The sequence below is a fragment of the Stenotrophomonas sp. S39 genome (assembly GCF_016624665.1).
Classification (GTDB): Bacteria; Pseudomonadota; Gammaproteobacteria; order Xanthomonadales; family Xanthomonadaceae; genus Stenotrophomonas.
The window spans coordinates 1-17,422 of record NZ_JACVTT010000049.1 but is presented as its reverse complement, the minus strand read 5'-3'; the positions used below and the strand labels follow the sequence as shown (position 1 = coordinate 17,422).

Below are 17,422 nucleotides of genomic sequence, written 5' to 3'. Positions count from 1 at the left end.
CTGCATGATCCGATTCTGCCCCAACTGCCATACCGAACGCGGTCTGCATGAACTGTTCTGCGAAGGTGACATCGGCTCGCACCCCTGCGGCTGGGACCTGGCAGGCGAGCCCATCCATGCTGACGGTTGGCGCCCCAGCATCGTGCGGACCCAGGATGACGCCTCGCAGGCACCCCACGACACGGGCGTGGATGCCCTCTGCACCAACGGCCACCCGCTGGAGCCCGGCGACCTGATGTGCCTGCAGTGCGGCGCCGAACCGGCAGCGACCAGCCCGGCGGCGATACCGCCGGCTGCCGAAGTCGCCACCGAAGCAGATTCCGATAGCAATGGGGCCTTCGGCGAAACGGTGATCGACCAGTGGCGGCTGGTGCGCCAGATCAGCAGCACCGATGGCATCCGCGAGCGCTACCAGGCCGAGCACGCGCAGAGCGGCCAGGTGGCGGTGCTCACCCTGTATCGCGCCGGCGCCGAGCCGGACCCCGCAGTCTACGATGTCATTCGACGCCTGCCTCGTGAACATGTGCCGGACATCATCGCCACCGGCCGGTGGGATGATCGCGCTTACGAGGTTGTGGAAATGCTTGCCGGCGGCAGCCTGGCCGACCTCGGCAGTGTCATTGCCGATCGTGATGCCGTACGCCACGTGGTCCGCGAGCTCGGCCAGGCCCTTCACGCCTTCAACGAAGCAGGCCTGCGCCACCGTGACCTGCGCCCGGCCAGCCTGCTGGTGCGCTCGCGTGCCCCTCTGGATATGGTCATCAGTGGCTTTGGCTCGGCGCGCCTGTCAGAGTTCGACCTGGACATCGTGTCGCCGCTCGAGACCAGCCGCTACATGGCGCCAGAAGCGATCGCCGGCGGCGTCGCCGCGGCTTCGGACTGGTGGAGCCTGGGCATGATCCTGCTGGAGCAGCTGACACAGGGCCGCTGCTTCGAAGGCACCCACGCCAACGCCTACCTGATTCACGTGTTGGCCAATGGCGTACCGATCCCGCCGGGCATTGATCCGGACCTGGACCTGCTGCTTCGTGGCCTGCTGGTGCGTGACCGCCACCAGCGCTGGCAGTGGCCGGAGGTATCGGACTGGCTGGCCGGCATTGCGGTGGCCGCTCCGCCATCTGCCACGCAGGAACGTGATGAGGGCGACGGTGCAGGCCTGCGGCTCGGAGAACGACGGTTCCGGCGTCCTGCGTCCTTTGCCCTGGAGGCCGCACAGGCTGAGCACTGGGACGAGGCACGCGACAGCCTGTTGCGTGGCGTCATTGTCACCTGGGCGGGCCAAGCTGGACTTCCTCCCTCCACCGTGTCCGCACTACGCCAGGTCGTCCAGCATGAGGGCGTGGAAGAGGATTTCCGGCTGATGCTGGCGTTGAAGATCCTCAATCCGGAAATGCCCCTGATTCACCGTGGCAGCATCGTCACGCCTGGCTGGCTGCTCGAGCACCCTGTGGAGGGCTACCGCCTGATCAGCGGCTCGGTACCGGACCTGCTCGAACAACTGCAGACCGATGCCTGGCTGTCAAGGCTGAAGCTGCGTGCGCAGAACGTGCGGCAGCGCGCGCTGCACCAGCAGATCGACCTCATCGAAGAAGTGCTGCGTGTCTATCTGCTGTCCACCTCGCGGGCGCGCCTGGCCAGCCAGTGGCAGGAGCGCCAGAAGCTTCTGCCTGACACGGACCACCCGGGGCTGGCGACCCTTGCCGAACGCAGAATGGTCACCGAAGAAGACCTGATCGTACTGCTCAGTGCGGCGATCGGGCAGTTCCGCTCGGTCGATGCCATCGTTGCCGACGCCACGGTCCAGGCTGCCAAAGCCGGTATTGCCGAATGGGATGCCGCAGCCGCCACGCTGCTGCTGCAGCACCCACGCATCGAGTTGTACCGTGCGGTGGACGAACGCATCCTGGGTTTCGCGCGATGCGGCATGCCGGTCATCGACAGCTGGGCCGAGCAGTTCCGTCTCGAACGTCGCATGCCGTTGGCCCGCGCGCTGGTGGTGCTGGCCGTTCCTGGCAGCCGCTGGCAGCAGCCGCAGCGGCAGCAGTACGTCGCCCAGATCCTGGACTTCTTCGAGAAGAAGGTGGTGACCGCCGTAATGCGTGGGCCACTGGTTCGGATGAGCATCGGCAAAACCACCGCGCGAGTGGACATCCGCGAGCTGGACAGCTCGCGGCGCCCGGCCGCAGCGCTGCTCGACCACCTGATGCAGCGCAATGCACGGGCTGTTGCTGTTGACCCGGAAGCCCTCCAGCGCAGCCCGACGGTCGAACAGCGGATGCGAGCGCTGTTGCGGCAAAGCACCCTGTACAAGCGTGACACCGGCATCGACGGCCTGTACCTGGGCTTCCCCTTCCTGCTCAGCCGCGACCCGCGCAGCAACGCACGTGCGCGCATCATTCCACTGCTGCTGTGGCCGGTAGAGCTGGAAATGGAACTGGCCAAGCGCGGCCAGGCCAACCTCGCCTTCGACGGCGAGCGTGAGGAAGTACGTATCAATCCAGCGCTCGAGGCCATCGTGGGTCCTGAGATGTTCCGCCGCTGGCAGGCATCGGCCGATGAACTGCTCGGCCGTTCATCGCTGCGTGCCTCAGACGTGATGGATGCCTTCGGCATGCTGGCCCGGGTGCGCTCGCGCACCCTGACTGCACTACCGGGCCTGGACGTCGTGGTCGATCCGCTGGGCGATGAACTGGAGTGCGCCGCCGTGCTGTTCCATGTCACCTTCATGGGCCAGGCGATAGGTGAGGATCTTCGGCAGTTGAAGGTTCTCCCGCCCAACGGAACCGGCCTGGAAACGGCCCTGCGCCTCGCACCGCCTGCGGCCGTTGACGCCGTGGCGGCGGCGCCGGCGGAGCTGCAACGCTACTTCACCGTGGCCAGCGATCCCTCGCAGGAGGCCGCTGTACTGCAGGCACGCCAGGGTCCAGGCCTGTTGATCGAGGGGCCGCCCGGCACCGGCAAGAGCCAGACCATCGTCAACATGGTGGCCGATGCCATCGGTCGCGGTCGCAGCCTGCTCATCGTCTGCCAGAAACATGCCGCGCTTGAAGTCGTACACAAGCGCCTGGTTGCAGAAGGCCTGGGCCAGCGTGTCGTCATGCTCAACGACGTCAACCGCGACCGTGAGCCGGTCATCCGCTCGATCCGTGAGCAGTTGGAACGCTTGTTCGCCGAGGACAGCAGCAACCCGAACGGGCGCGCAGCGCGCGAGCGGACCGCCGCCCGTATCGAGGCGCTTGAAGGCGATCTGGATCGCTTCCACCACGGCCTGCATCGCGTCGACCCCCTCAGTCACCTCAGCTATCGCCAGCTTCTGGGTGAGCTGATCGAACTGGAAGCGGGTACGCCCCCCCTCGAGTTTCCCGCATTGCGGCAGCGGCTGGGCATGCTCGACATGGCCCAGCTGACCGCGCTCGAGGAGCAGTGTGCGCCACTGGTGCGCTGGTGGCTGCCGGCACGTTACGAGGGCAGCCCCCTGGCAGACCTGCGCCCCTTTGCCGCTGATACCGCAACGCTGGACGCGTTTGCCGAAAGCCTGAATGCCTTCATGCAGGCCGAGCAGCAGCGACAGCAGGCATTGGCCGAACACCCTGCCAGCTTCGAGATCGAGGACGCAGCGCCGTACCGGGCATGGATCGGCGAGCATGTGAGCACTTTACTGGCGCTGCAGGACGAACAGCGCCAGCGTCTGGCTCGATGGCTGCCACTGTTCCGCAGCGCCACCGGCGGCGGACCGGTAAGCGGCGACAGCCTTGTCGTTCAGCTTCGCCGGGTTGAACAGCAGCTCGGGCAGGCTGCTCACGGCAGCGCGGTGCCTGGCCTCTCGGGCGCGCTGGCCAATCTGGATGAAGCGACACTGCGCCGGCACGAGCAGGACTGCACGGACGTCATGGCCCGTACGACATGGTGGGCGCGGCTGAATCCGCGTCACTTCGTGCAGCGCAGCCGTCTTGATCGCCTGCTGCGTGACCATGCCGGCATCGCGTCCGAGGCAGCGCTGCCTGCCCTGTTGGGCGCGCTGCGCCTGGAGCTGCAGCTGGCCCCGCTGCGCCAGCAGTACAACGATGCCCGCCTGGCACTGGGGCTGCCTGCCGTCACCGGACAGGGTGGTGCCGACCTGCTGCCGCAGCTGCACCAGGACATCGATGGGCTGCTGGAGGTACAGGCTCTGGCGCGCGCACTTGCACAATCCCCGCGCGCCCAGCAGGCCGACACCGCCATGCTGACCGCTGACAAGGCACAACTGCAGAACCTGCTCGATGACCTGGATGCCTCCCTGCTGAGACACGCCGCGCGCCAGGCCAGCCTGCACCAGCTTGCGCCGCTCCAGGACTGGCTCGACGACCCGCTGGCCGGGCAGCTTCGACACAACGTCCTGCATAACCTGGACAACCAGCGTCTACTGGACCGGCTGAAAGGCGCGCTGCCCAGCCTGGCGGCCTATCAGCGGTTCCGCGGCCGCGCCGGCCAGCTCGATGAATCCGCCCGCCAGTTGCTGGAACAGCTCCGCCAGCGTGAGGCACAGCTGGATGCATTGCCGGCCGACCAGCTGGAGGGCGCCGTCCGCCGCCTGCTGGCCCGGGAGGCCCGCCTTGGCTGGAAGCACCGTATCGAGCACGAGCTCCCCGAGCTCCAGTTCAGCCAGGACGAAGCACGCGCAAAGATCAGCGGCCTGGCCGAGGCTGACCAGCAGATGCGCCGCCTGAACCGTGAAATGCTTGGCGCCCACATGGACATGTCCCTGCTGGGCAGCCGAAAGCAGTGGGAGGACGTGACCCGGCTGACCGGACGCCGGTCACGGCGCCTGCGCGAGTTCATTGAACTGGGAAGCGCACTGGGCCTCATGCACCTGCGCCCGGTCTGGCTGATGAACCCGGATGTGGCCAGTCGCGTGCTGCCCCTGCAGGCGGGCATGTTCGATACCGTGATCTACGACGAAGCCTCGCAGATGCCGGTGGAGTACGCCCTCCCTACCCTGTTCCGGGGCAAGGTCACCGTCGTCAGCGGCGACGAGAAGCAGATGCCGCCCACCGCCTTCTTCTCCAGCCGCGTGGAAAGCGATGAGGCCGAGATGTTCGATGGCGATGAACCGGACGCCGAGGCCGACGATGCACAGCGCGAAGCCTTCGAGGACGACTGGAACCGCCGCGAGATCAAGGATTGCCCCGACCTGCTGCAACTGGCGAGGACGGTGTTGCCCAGTACCACCCTGCAGATCCACTACCGCTCGGCGTACCGCGAACTGATCAGCTTCTCCAACGCCTCCTTCTATGGGAACCGTCTCAACGTACCGGTCCGCCATCCGCAGGCCCGCATCCAGCAGATCAAGCCGTTGCAGCTGATCCAGGTCGATGGCCTGTATCAGAACCAGAGCAACGCGCTCGAGGCCGAACGTGTGGTGGCCTACCTCGAGGACCTGTGGCAGGCACCCCGTGCAGAGCGCCCCTCAGTGGGCGTAGTGACCTTCAACCGCAAGCAGGCCGAACTGATCGAGGATCAGCTGGAGCTGCGGGCCAGCGAGGATGAGCCCTTCCGGCTTGCCCTGCAGCAGGAACGGGAGCGCGTCGTGGAGGGTGAGGACATGTCGGTGTTCATCAAGAACGTGGAGAACGTGCAGGGCGACGAGCGCGATGTGATCGTGTTCTCCACCACGTTCGGCCGCAATGGGCAGGGTACGTTCAGGCGAAACTTCGGCGTGCTCGGCCAGACCGGCGGAGAGCGGCGACTGAACGTGGCAGTCACCCGTGCCCGGCAGAAAGTCGTCATGATCACCTCGATGCCGATCAACGATGTATCGGACATGTTCAACACGCAGCGTGCCCCCGCCAGCCCGCGTGACTATCTGCAGGGCTACCTGGAGTATGCGCGTGCATTGTGTGCGGGCCAGTTCGAGGCCAGCAGCAGCCTGCTCAACCGGTTGCAGACCGACCGCAGCATTGTCTCCGGGGCGGCACAAAGCGCGCAGGACGGGTTCGTCGCCATCGTCGGCGACTACCTGCGCTCGCTGGGCTGGGCTGCCAATCCGGCCAACGAGGGCGATGCCTTTGGCCTGGATTTCGCCATCGAAGATCCACGCACGGGCCTGTACGCCATCGGCATCGAGTGCGATGCACCCAGCCATGGCCTGCTGCAGCGGGCCCGCGCCCGCGAGATCTGGCGACCCACGGTGCTGGGACGCGCCATTCCCAGACTGCACAGGGTGTCATCGCAGGGCTGGTATCACGACGGTGATGGCGAACGCGCACGCTTGCGCCAAGCGGTCGAGCAGGCGATGGGAATGGCCACCCACACCAGTGACCCGGTGCATGCGCCTACCCCGGAGGCCTCCGCATGAGCGGTCCGAAGGTGTTACGTTTCCAGTCCGAAGCCGAACTCCGCGCCCTGCGGGAGGATATGTTGCGCATCCTGGAACGCGAGGTGCTGCGTTGGCAGGAGCGTGCGCCGCGGCTGAAGGCCCTGGAACAGGCGCAGCTCGCCGCCGTACTGGCACGCCGTGACGCGCTGCGTGCGGCCGTCACCAAAGGTGACAATGCACTTTATGCCTACCAGGTGAAAGCCGAGACGGCCTGGCTGCGCGCCGACCTCGCTGAGCGCGAGGAACACGCGATCGAACAACGCATCGCGCAGCGCCAACGCGCCCGGCGCCAGCAGCAGAACGCCGTCATCGTCCTCAAAGCGCTGCAGGCCGGTGGCGTGGCGGTGGATGCAGACCTGTCCCAGGCACTGGACCGGCTGGCTGAGGGCAGCCCCGAGGCGGATGCCGAGGGCGTGTTGGCACGCGCCACGCTCGCGCTCTCCTCCCGCGATCAGAGCGAGGAGCTCAGCCAGGCACAGCGCGCCATCGCTGAGGCACTGCGTGAGGATGCCACCGGATCCAGCACCGCCTGGCACGCGGCGCCAGCCGAACGTGACCCACGGCTGCAGCGCATTGACCGGCACATCGCCGAGCTGCAGTTGCTTCAGGGAGCCGTATCCGCCCGTTCATTCCAGGACGCACTGCGTGCGGCAGAGGCAGAGCCCGACGTGCAGCGGCGGAACCTCCTGCTGGACAGCCTGGTACTGGATCTTGGCAGCGCTGCCGACACCTCCCGCCAACAGCGCGACCACCTGACGCATCTGCAGGATCTGGCGCACGTACTCAGCACCCTGGACGCGGACAGCCAGGCCGACCTGCTGCGGGAGGCCGCCGCCGCCGATGCCAGCACCCCGGCGGCCCGCCTGCTTGCCTTGGCCGACGCTTGCCAGGAAGCCATCGATCACTACCACCAGCGGCAAGCCGCTTCATCGCGCCGCGCCGCCCTGCTTGCCGGCCTCGCCGAGCTTGGCTACGAAGTCCATGAAGGCATGGAAACGGCCTGGTCTGATCACGGGCGTGTCGTGCTGCGTCGTCCGGCCAGTCCCGGCTATGGGGTTGAACTCGGCGGGAATGCCGCGAGCGGTCGGCTGCAGGTCCGCGCGGTGGCCATGAACACCGAGCGTGACCGCAGCCGGGACCGGGATGTGGAAGCCATCTGGTGCGGTGACTTCTCGCGCCTGAAGGCACAACTGAACGCGCAAGGCAGCGACCTGCAGGTCGAGCGCGCCCTGGGCGTGGGGGAAGTGCCACTGAAGGAGGTGGAGGCAGTGGCCGAACCCGCCCGGTCGGCGTCCGATACCAGCAGGCGCCCCGGAGACAGGCGCCTGCGCTGACATGCGGCGCATTGTCTGGCGCAGCGCCATTGCGCCAGACACCGCCGCCCGGCCATGCCAGGCGGCCATCACGGAACACTTCTTGCACGCACCCCGGCAACCCCAGCCGCAGTGCCCGTGATGTCCGAGAACGAAGACGCAGGCGAAAAAACCGAACAGCCAACAGAAAAGCGCCTGCGTGAAGCCCGCGAACAGGGCAACATCCCGCGCTCGAAGGAACTGGCGACCGTGGCCGTGTTTGGTGCCGGCATCATCGCCATCATGGCCAGCGCCGCCTCGCTGGGGGCCGGCGGCCGTGCCTGGATGCGTGCCGCGCTCAGCCCCGAACCCGCCCTGTGGCAGAACCCGCAGCTGCTGTTCGGCCACTTCGGCATGCTGTTCCTGCGCCTGATGATGGCCTGCTGGCCACTGCTGCTGGTCTGCCTGCTGGCCAGCTTCCTGGCGCCGGTGGCGATGGGCGGCCTGCGCTGGTCGAACAAGTCGCTGGTCCCCGACGCGAACCGGCTCAACCCGCTGTCCGGGCTGAAGCGCATGTGGGGTGCCGAAGCCCTGGCCGAACTCACCAAGTCACTGCTGCGCATGGGTTTCGTCGGCGCCTCGGCCCTGCTGGTCTTCGCCGCCAGCTTCGACAGCCTGCGCGGCCTGCTGAACCAGCCGCTGGAATCGGCCATCGGCCACGGCCTGGGCTTCACTCTGAAGCTGCTGCTGGCCGCGGCCGGGGCCATGCTGGTGCTGGCCGCCATCGATGCCCCGTACCAGCGCTGGAACTGGATGCGCAAGCTGAAGATGACCCGTGAAGAGCTGCGCCGGGAAATGAAGGAAAGCGAAGGCAGCCCCGAGGTGAAGGGCCGCATCCGCCACATGCAGCAGCAGCTGGCCAACCGCCGGATGATGGAAGCGGTGCCTACCGCCGACGTGGTGGTGGTCAACCCCACCCACTACGCGGTGGCCCTGAAATACGAGGGCGGCAGCATGGGCGCCCCCACCGTGGTCGCCCTGGGCGTGGATGAAACCGCCCTGCGCATCCGTGAAGTGGCCGACGGCAACAAGGTCGCCATTGTCTCTGCCCCGCCTTTGGCACGCGCCTTGTATCGGGAGGGGCAACTCGGAAAGGAAATTCCCGTGAGACTGTATTCCGCCGTCGCCCAGGTGCTGTCCTACGTCTACCAGCTGCGCAGCTGGCGGACCGGCCCGATGCCGTCCGCCCCGCATGTGGATGTGGATGAATTCGGCAAGGGAGGCCGCCCGTGAGCGCACAGGCATCCAGCTTCAACACCCGCCGCGCCCTGGAGATGATCCGCCAGGGCCTTGGCGCGCCGCTGATCGTGCTGGCCCTGCTGGCCATGGTCGTGGTGCCGCTGGCCGCACCGGTGCTCGATGCACTGTTCACCTTCAACATCGCCATCTCGCTGATGGTGCTGCTGGCGGTGGTCTACGTGAAGCGCCCGCTGGACTTCACCATCTTCCCGATCGTGCTGCTGGTCACCACCATGCTGCGGCTGGCGCTGAACGTGGCCTCCACCCGCGTCATCCTGCTGCACGGCCAGAACGGCCACGAGGCGGCCGGCAAGGTCATCGCCGCCTTCGGTGAATTCGTCATCGGCGGCAACTACGCCGTGGGCATCGTGGTCTTCGCCATCCTGACCATCATCAACTTCGTGGTCATCACCAAGGGCGCCGGGCGTGTCTCGGAAGTGACCGCGCGCTTCATCCTTGACGCCATGCCCGGCAAGCAGATGGCCATCGACGCCGATCTGAACGCCGGTTTGCTGACGCGTGAAGAAGCCAAGGCCCGCCGTGAAGAGGTCCGCGAGGAAGCCGACTTCTACGGTGCGATGGACGGTGCCAGCAAGTTCATCCGCGGCGACGCCATCGCCGGCATCCTGATCCTGTTCATCAACATGCTGGGCGGCCTGGCCGTGGGCGTGCTGCAGCATGGCATGCCGTTCGGCGATGCCGCCGCCACCTACACCCTGCTGTCCATCGGTGACGGCCTGGTGGCGCAGCTGCCGGCCCTGCTGATCTCCAGCGCCGTGGCAATGCTGGTCACCCGCGCCTCGCGCTCGCAGGACATGGCCCAGGCCATGACCGGCCAGGTGTTCGGCCAGTACCGCGCACTGGCCATCACCGCCGGCATCCTCGGCCTGGTCGGCCTGGTCCCCGGCATGCCCAACGTCGCTTTCCTGACGCTGGCCGCCATCCTCGGCTTCATCGCCTGGAAGCTGTACCGCAAGAGCCAGGCACCGGCCACCAACGATGCCGCCGGGTCCGGCGATGCCGCCGCGCTGGCCGCCCTGGGTCGCCAGCCCAGCCCCGCGCCCACGGCCGAATTGAGCTGGGACGAGCTGCGCCCGGTCGATCCGCTGGGCCTGGAAGTGGGCTACCGGCTGATTCCGCTGGTGGACGCCAACCAGGGCGGCGAGCTGATGGCGCGCATCAAGGGCGTGCGCCGCAAGCTGACCCAGGACGTGGGCTTCCTGATCCCCTCCGTGCATATCCGCGACAACCTGGAACTGCCAGCCAACGGCTACCGGGTGCTGGTGCATGGCGTGCCGGTGGCCACTGCCGACATCCACCCCGACCGCGAACTGGCGCTGGACCCCGGCAGTGCGCTGGGCCCGCTGGAAGGCATCGCCGGCAAGGACCCCGCGTTCGGCCTGGATGCCACCTGGATCCAGCCGCACCAGCGCGCCCAGGCCGAGACCATGGGCTACACCGTGGTCGACCCGGCCACCGTGGTCGCCACGCACCTGTCCCACCTGATCCGCGAACACGCGCCGGAACTGCTGGGCCACGAGGAAGTGCAGCACCTGCTGGCCAACCTCGGCAAGAGCGCGCCCAAGCTCGTCGAAGATCTGACGCCCAAGGCGCTGCCGCTGTCGGCGGTGGTGCGCGTGCTGCAGAACCTGCTGGTCGAGCGCATTCCGATCCGCCAGCTGCGCAAGATCGCCGAAGCCCTGGTCGAGCATGCCCCCATCAGCCAGGACCCGGCCACGCTGACCGCGGCCGTGCGCACCGCGCTGGGCCGCTTCATCGTGCAGGAGATCGCCGGAATGTCGGCGGAGCTGCCGGTGTTCACCCTCAACCCGCAATTGGAACGTGTCTTGCAGGAGTCCACGCAGGGCAACGGCGCCGCGCTGGAACCCGGACTCGCAGAGCGACTGCACCAGAGCCTGGCCGAATGTGTCAGCAAGCAGGAAGCGCGAAACGAGCCGGCAGTAGTGCTGGTACCGGGCCCGGTGCGCGCCGCGCTGGCCCGCCTGGTCCGCCACAGCGTTCCGTCGCTGTCGGTCCTGGCCTACAGCGAGGTGCCGGAAGACAAGCGCCTGAAGCTGGTCGGAACGATCAGCTGATGCCGGCCTTCCAAGCGCCAGAAAACAGACACCACTTTCAACCCGCACCACACGACAGATTCCAAGGGGAACCCGAACCGTGCAGACCACCGACCACCCGCGTTCCTCGACCGCCACTCCGCCGACTTCGTCCCGTGACCACAGCATGAAAATCAAACGATTCGTCGCCGCCGACATGCGCTCGGCCATGAACCTGGTGCGCAAGGAACATGGCCCCGACGCCGTGATCCTGTCCAACCGCCGGATCGAGGAAGGCATCGAGATCGTCGCCGCCGCCCACTACGACGAGAGTGCCGTGCAGCGTGCGCTGGAAGCCTCGCGCCGCGAGATCGCACCGCCGCCGCCGCCGAAGCCGCGCAGCGCCGCCGATGCCGTGATCGCCGCCGTGACCCGCCGCCGCAGCGCGACCCCGGCCGCCGAGCCGGTGGCCGCCACCACCTCGGCGGTCGCCGCGCTGGCCCGCGCCGCCGTCGGTGCCACCGGCCGCACCTTGGACAGCGCCGACGAGATCGTGCCGACCCGTGGCAGCACCGGTTTCGCCTCCACCCTGGCCCGCGCCAGCGTCAACGAATCGGCACTGCCGGAACAGATCTTCGCCCCGTACGCCGACGCCATCGTCGCGCCGCCGGCCAGTACCGCCGCGGTTGCCGCCGCACCGATCAACCGCGCCCGCTTCCTGATCGATCCGCCGCTGGAAGATGACAGCGCCACCCTGCTGCCGCCGCCGCTGCCGGCCCCTGCGGTCGCCGCTGCCCCGGTGGAAGCGCCGGTGGAGATGGCCCCGGCCGTTGCCACCGCTGCCATCGTGGAAGCCCCGGCCGCCGTCGCGCCCGCCAACGACGCCGCGCCGCTTGCCGAAGCCGCGCCGACGCCGGCACCGCAGCTGGCCCCGGCCCCGGCCCTGAGCATGGTGGCCGCCGATGACGGCGAGATCCGCCAGCTTCGCCAGGAAGTGGCCGGCATGCGCCAGGTCATCGAGCGTGAGATGAACCGCTTCACCGACGAGCGCCTGCGTGGCAGTGCGGTGCGCGCCACCGCGCTGGACCTGATGGACGAATACGGCTTCGATGCCGGCCTCGCCCGCGACGTGGCCATGCAGATCCCGCTGGAGACCGAGGCCCACCGCGGCCGCGGCCTGATGCTGGGGCTGATCTCGCGCAAGCTGCCGATCGCCCCGGTCGACCCGCTGGAAGAAGGCGGCGTGATCGCCCTGGTCGGCCCGACCGGCGCCGGCAAGACCACCACCATCGCCAAGCTGGCCTCGCGCTTCGCCGAGAAGCACGCCCCGCGCGATGTGGCCCTGGTGACCACCGATACCCTGCGCGTCGGCGCCCGCGAGCAGCTGTACGGCTACGGCCGCCAGCTCGGCATCGCGGTGCACGAAGCCAACAGCGGCACCGACCTGGACCAGCTGCTGGAGCGCCTGCAGGACTACAAGCTGGTGCTGATCGACACCGCCGGCCTGGGCCCGCGTGACCGCGCCCTTGCCGCCCAGCTGCAGTGGCTGCGGGCCGCCCGCCAAGTGCGCACCCTGCTGGTGCTGCCGGCCAATACCAGCTTCGGCGACATGGACGAGGTCGTCCGCCGCTTCGGCGCGGCCAACCTGCAGGGCCTGGTGCTGAGCAAGCTGGACGAGACCGGCCGCTTCGGCAACGCCCTGTCGGTGGCCGTCGACCATGCCCTGCCGATCACCTGGGTGACCGATGGCCAGGACGTCCCGGAGGACCTGCACCGGGCCAGTGCAGCCAATCTCGTACTTCGCCTTGAAGATTTGCGCCGAGCGGCCGATATGCCCTGCAACCCGGAGTTGAACCATGCCGTCGCGTGAGTACGCCAAGCTGACCAATACCTTCCCGCTGTCGGCCACCCGCAGCGAGCCGCTCGGCCCTGTCCGCACCATCGCGGTGACCGGCGGCAAGGGCGGCGTGGGCAAGACCAACGTGTCGGCCAACCTGGCCGTGGCGCTGGCCGGCATGGGCAAACGCACCCTGCTGCTGGACGCCGACCTCGGCCTGGCCAACATCGACGTCATTCTCGGCCTGAACCCCAAGTTCACCCTGGCCGACCTGGTGGCCGGCCGCTGCAGCCTGGAAGACGTGATCATCGAGGGCCCCAACGGCGTGCTGGTGGTACCGGCCGCGTCGGGCCGCCGGCACATGGCCGAACTGGCCCCGGCCGAGCATGTCGGCCTGGTCAACGTGTTCTCCGAGCTGGAACGCGAGCTGGACATCATGGTGGTGGACACCGCCGCCGGCATCAACGACGGCGTGCTGACCTTCTGCCAGGCCGCGCAGGACACCGTGGTGGTGGTCTGCGATGAACCGGCCTCGATCACCGACGCCTATGCGCTCATCAAGGTGCTGTCGCGCGAACGTGGCGTGGACCGCATCCAGGTCGTGGCCAACATGGTGCGCGACCCCAACGAAGGCCGCGTGCTGTACGAAAAGCTGACCCGCGTCTGCGAGAAGTTCCTCGCCGATGTCTCGCTGAACTACCTGGGCTGCGTGCCGCAGGATGACTGGCTGCGCCTGTCGGTGCAGCGCCAGCAGCCGGTGGTCAAGGCCTACCCGTCCAGCCCGGCCGCGCTGGCGATCACCGAGATCGCCCGCCGTACCGCGCGCTGGCAGGCGCCGACCGAACCGCGTGGTGGCGTCGAATTCTTCCTCGAACGCATCCTCAAGCAGCGTGGGGTGACCGTATGAAAGGCGCAGCCCAGTACAAGGAAGTCCAGCGCTCGAGCGCGACCGACGTCATCGCGCAGCACTCGGACCTGGTGCGGCGCATCGCCCACCACCTGGCGGCGCGCCTGCCGGCCAGCGTCGAGGTGGACGACCTGATCCAGGCCGGCATGATGGGCCTGATCGAAGCCTCGCGAAGCTACGACGCCGACCAGGGCGCCTCGTTCGAGACCTACGCCTCGATCCGCATCCGTGGCTCGATGATCGACGAGATCCGCCGTGGCGACTGGGTGCCGCGTTCGGTGCACCGCCGTGCCCGCGACGCCGCCGCCACCATCCGCCGGCTGGAACAGAGCAGCGGCCGTGCCGCCAGCGCCACTGAAGTGGCCGCGGCGATGGACATGCCCCTGCCCGAGTACCTGCGCCTGATGGAAGACGCCTCGCGCGGCCAGGTGCTGAGCCTGGAGTCGCGCATCGAGGACCAGGGCGAGCTGGATACGGTCGCCCAGGGTGGCCCGACCCCGCAGCAGGTGCTGGAGCGTGGCGAGTTCGGCCGCGAGCTGGGCAAGGCCATCGGCCACCTGCCCGAGCGCGAACAGCTGGTGCTCTCGCTGTACTACGAGCAGGAGCTGAACCTGAAGGAGATCGGCGCGGTGCTCGGCGTGAGCGAATCGCGGGTCTGCCAGATCCACGGCCAGGCTGTGCTGCGCCTGCGCGGCCGGCTCAAGGTGTTCGAGGCGGTCGACGCCGGCCTCGAACAATGAACATGCGCGAGGCGGCTGCCCCCGGCCGCCCGCAGTGAACAACAAAGGAACTCTGCTTTGAACAAGAACATGCGCATCCTGATCGTCGACGACTTCTCGACCATGCGTCGCATCGTCAAGAACCTGCTGGGCGATCTGGGCTTCACCAACACCGCCGAAGCCGAGGACGGGCATGCCGCGCTGTCGATGCTGCAGAGCCAGCCCTTCGATTTCGTGGTCACCGACTGGAACATGCCGGTGATGACCGGCATCGAGCTGCTGAAGGCGATCCGTGCCGATGCCAAGCTGAAGACCCTGCCGGTGCTGATGGTCACCGCCGAAGCCAAGCGCGAGCAGATCATCGAAGCGGCGCAGAGCGGCGTCAACGGCTACATCATCAAGCCGTTCACCGCGCAGACCCTGGAAGAAAAGCTGGGCAAGATCTTCGAACGCCTGGCGGCGAGCGCCTGATGGACGCCCAGGTCGACAGAAGCGCCCTTGCCCTGCGCCTGCAGGAAGCCCTGGATGCATTGGAATCCGGTGACGAGGCCGCCTGGCGCCAGCGCATCGACAGCCTGGTGGCCGCGCGCACCCAGCCGATGATGAGCGGCCTTTCGCGGCTGGCCCGCGAACTCGGCCAGGCGCTGGGCGAACTGCCGACCGTGCCCGACGAGGCCGGCGAGCTGGACGATGCCTGCGCCCGCCTGGACCACGTGGTGGCGATGACCGAACAGGCCACCCACCGCACCCTGGACCTGGCCGAAGAATGCCGCGCCCTGACCGAACAGCTGCGTGCCGATGGCCTGCAGCCGGGCCAGGACGCGCAACTGGAGCGCATCCGCCACAACCTGACCGAGATCGCCCTGACCCAGAGCTACCAGGACCTGACCGGGCAGATCATCCGTCGCGTGGTCGGCATCGTCCGCCGCGTGCACGAAGGCTTCGGCGCGCTCGGCCTGCCGCCGGAACAGCATCGCACCGACCCGGAACTGGCCGGGCCGGCACTGAAGGGACTGGACCGCCACGCGGTCTCGCAGAACGACGCCGACGACCTGCTGTCGGACCTGGGGCTGTAAGCATGAGCGCTGTTGCCGACGACATCACTGCCGATTTCATCATCGAGGCGCAGGAAATCCTGGATCGCCTGGGCGAACAGCTGGTGTCGCTGGAACAGGCACCGCAGGACAACGACCAGCTCAACGCGGTCTTCCGCGGCTACCACACGCTGAAGGGCGGCGCCGGCTTCCTCGGCATCACCGCCATGGTCGAGCTGTGCCATGCCGCCGAGGAAGCGCTGGGCGCGGCGCGTGCCGGCCAGGCCGTGCTGCAGGCCCATCACTTCGATGCCGCCCAGCAGTCGCTGGATTACCTGCAGTCGATGCTCGATGCGGTGTCCGCCGGCACTGAACCCGGGTACGCCCCGCCGGAACTGATCGCCCAGTTCGACGTGCATGGCGGAGCAAGCCCCGCATCAAGCGCCGCTGCAGCCGCCACCCCGGCCGCTGCCGGCAGCGACCTGATCACCGACGATGAGTTCGAGGCCCTGCTCGACCAGCTGCATGGCGGCAGCGCACCGACCGCCGTCGCACCGCCGAAGAAGGCCGACGACGGCCTGATCAGCGAAGACGAGTTCGAAGCCCTGCTCGACCAGCTGCATGGTGGCGCCGTCCCGGGCGCCAAGCCCGTGGCCGCCGCACCGGTCCCGGCACCCGCCCCGCGCGCGGCCGCCAAGCCGGCGCCGAACAAGCCGGTGGCCGAAGCCGAACACACCGTGCGCGTGGACACCAAGCGCCTGGATGCGATCGTCAACCTGATCGGCGAACTGGTGCTGTCACGGAACCGGCTCAAGACCCTGCGCACCCGCCTGCGCGACGAAGAGCTGGATCGCGCGGTGTCGACGCTGGACATCGCCACCGCCCGCCTGCAGTCGGCGGTCATGCGCACCCGCATGCAGCCGGTCGGCAAGGTGTTCTCGCGCTTCCCGAAGGTGGCCCGCGACGTCGCCCGCTCGCTGCAGAAAGAAGTGGACCTGGAGCTGATCGGCGCCGAGACCGAGCTGGACCGCAACCTGGTCGAAGCGCTGGCCGACCCGCTGGTGCACCTGGTGCGCAACGCCATCGACCACGGCGTGGAAATGCCGGACCTGCGCGAAGCGCAGGGCAAGCCGCGGATGGGCCACGTGCGCCTGTCGGCGCAGCAGGAAGGCGACTACGTCAGCATCGAAGTGCAGGACGACGGCGCCGGCATCGACCCGGAAAAGCTGCGCGCCAAGGCCCGCGAGAAGGGCCTGATCGACCCGGAAGCCGCCGCCCGCCTGAGCAGCGAGGAGTGCCTGCACCTGGTGTTCCTGCCCGGCTTCTCGACCAAGCAGCAGGTCACCGATATTTCCGGCCGCGGCGTGGGCATGGACGTGGTGCAGTCGCGCATCCGCGAGCTGAGCGGCCAGATCCAGATCCAGTCGGAACTGGGCCGTGGCAGCCGCTTCCTGATCCGCGTGCCGCTCACCCTGGCCATCCTGCCGACGCTGCTGGTGCAGGCCGGCGAAGACGTCTATGCGCTGCCGCTGGCGCGCGTGATGGAAGTGCTGCACGCCCCGCGCACCTCGCTGGGCTGGTTCGATGGCCGCGCCGTGCTGGACCGCCGCTCGCACACCCTGCCGCTGGTCGATCTGCGCCAGTGGCTGGATGTGACGCCTGCAGCGTCCCCCCTGCTGACCATCGTGGTGCTGCAGGCCGGTGAAGCGCGCTTCGGCCTGGTCGTGGACCAGGTGCGCGGCCGCGAGGAAGTGGTCATCAAGCCGCTGCCCAAGGCGCTGCGCGGCCTGCGCGGCTACGCCGGTGCAACCTTGATCGGCGATGGTCGCATGGCCCTGATCCTGGACGTGGACGGCCTGCGCTGAACCCCCGCCGGGGGGGGGGGGGGGGGGGGGGGGGGGGGGGGGGGCGGCGCGGGGGGGGGG

At 68.3% G+C, this 17,422-nt stretch carries 10 protein-coding genes; all 10 read left to right on the top strand.

The window, feature by feature from the left end; all coding sequences use genetic code 11:
- Positions 1–4 precede the first annotated feature (4 nt).
- Complete coding sequence (locus tag IAE41_RS13530) at positions 5–6,334, top strand: AAA domain-containing protein (protein WP_234458547.1); 6,330 nt, start codon at positions 5–7, stop codon at positions 6,332–6,334.
- Positions 6,331–7,689: a hypothetical protein gene (locus IAE41_RS13525; RefSeq protein ID WP_200733471.1), complete on the top strand. Its 1,359-nt coding sequence runs from the start codon at positions 6,331–6,333 to the stop codon at positions 7,687–7,689. Before IAE41_RS13530 ends, IAE41_RS13525 begins: the two co-directional genes overlap by 4 nt.
- Positions 7,690–7,809: 120 nt before the next feature.
- On the top strand, positions 7,810–8,940 hold the full coding sequence (gene flhB, locus IAE41_RS13520; RefSeq protein WP_200733470.1) for a flagellar biosynthesis protein FlhB: 1,131 nt from the start codon (positions 7,810–7,812) through the stop codon (positions 8,938–8,940).
- A gap of 41 nt (positions 8,941–8,981) precedes the next feature.
- A complete protein-coding gene (gene flhA, locus IAE41_RS13515) occupies positions 8,982–11,042 on the top strand; it encodes a flagellar biosynthesis protein FlhA (RefSeq protein WP_200733476.1) in 2,061 nt (686 codons plus the stop codon).
- 145 nt (positions 11,043–11,187) lie between these two features.
- Positions 11,188–12,870, top strand: coding sequence for a flagellar biosynthesis protein FlhF (flhF, locus tag IAE41_RS13510; RefSeq protein WP_200733469.1), 1,683 nt, complete (start codon positions 11,188–11,190; stop codon positions 12,868–12,870).
- Positions 12,857–13,744, top strand: a complete 888-nt coding sequence (locus IAE41_RS13505; RefSeq protein WP_079221807.1) for a MinD/ParA family protein — start codon at positions 12,857–12,859, stop codon at positions 13,742–13,744. The genes flhF and IAE41_RS13505 overlap by 14 nt, the downstream gene beginning before the upstream one ends.
- Positions 13,741–14,484, top strand: coding sequence for an RNA polymerase sigma factor FliA (locus tag IAE41_RS13500; RefSeq protein WP_079221806.1), 744 nt, complete (start codon positions 13,741–13,743; stop codon positions 14,482–14,484). Before IAE41_RS13505 ends, IAE41_RS13500 begins: the two co-directional genes overlap by 4 nt.
- 57 nt (positions 14,485–14,541) lie before the next feature.
- Positions 14,542–14,934, top strand: a complete 393-nt coding sequence (gene cheY / locus IAE41_RS13495; protein ID WP_053520063.1) for a chemotaxis response regulator CheY — start codon at positions 14,542–14,544, stop codon at positions 14,932–14,934.
- Positions 14,934–15,539: a protein phosphatase CheZ gene (locus IAE41_RS13490; RefSeq protein WP_079221805.1), complete on the top strand. Its 606-nt coding sequence runs from the start codon at positions 14,934–14,936 to the stop codon at positions 15,537–15,539. The genes cheY and IAE41_RS13490 overlap by 1 nt, the downstream gene beginning before the upstream one ends.
- Before the next feature lie 2 nt (positions 15,540–15,541).
- On the top strand, positions 15,542–17,362 hold the full coding sequence (locus tag IAE41_RS13485) for a chemotaxis protein CheA (RefSeq protein ID WP_200733468.1): 1,821 nt from the start codon (positions 15,542–15,544) through the stop codon (positions 17,360–17,362).
- The last annotated feature ends 60 nt before the right edge of the window (positions 17,363–17,422 follow it).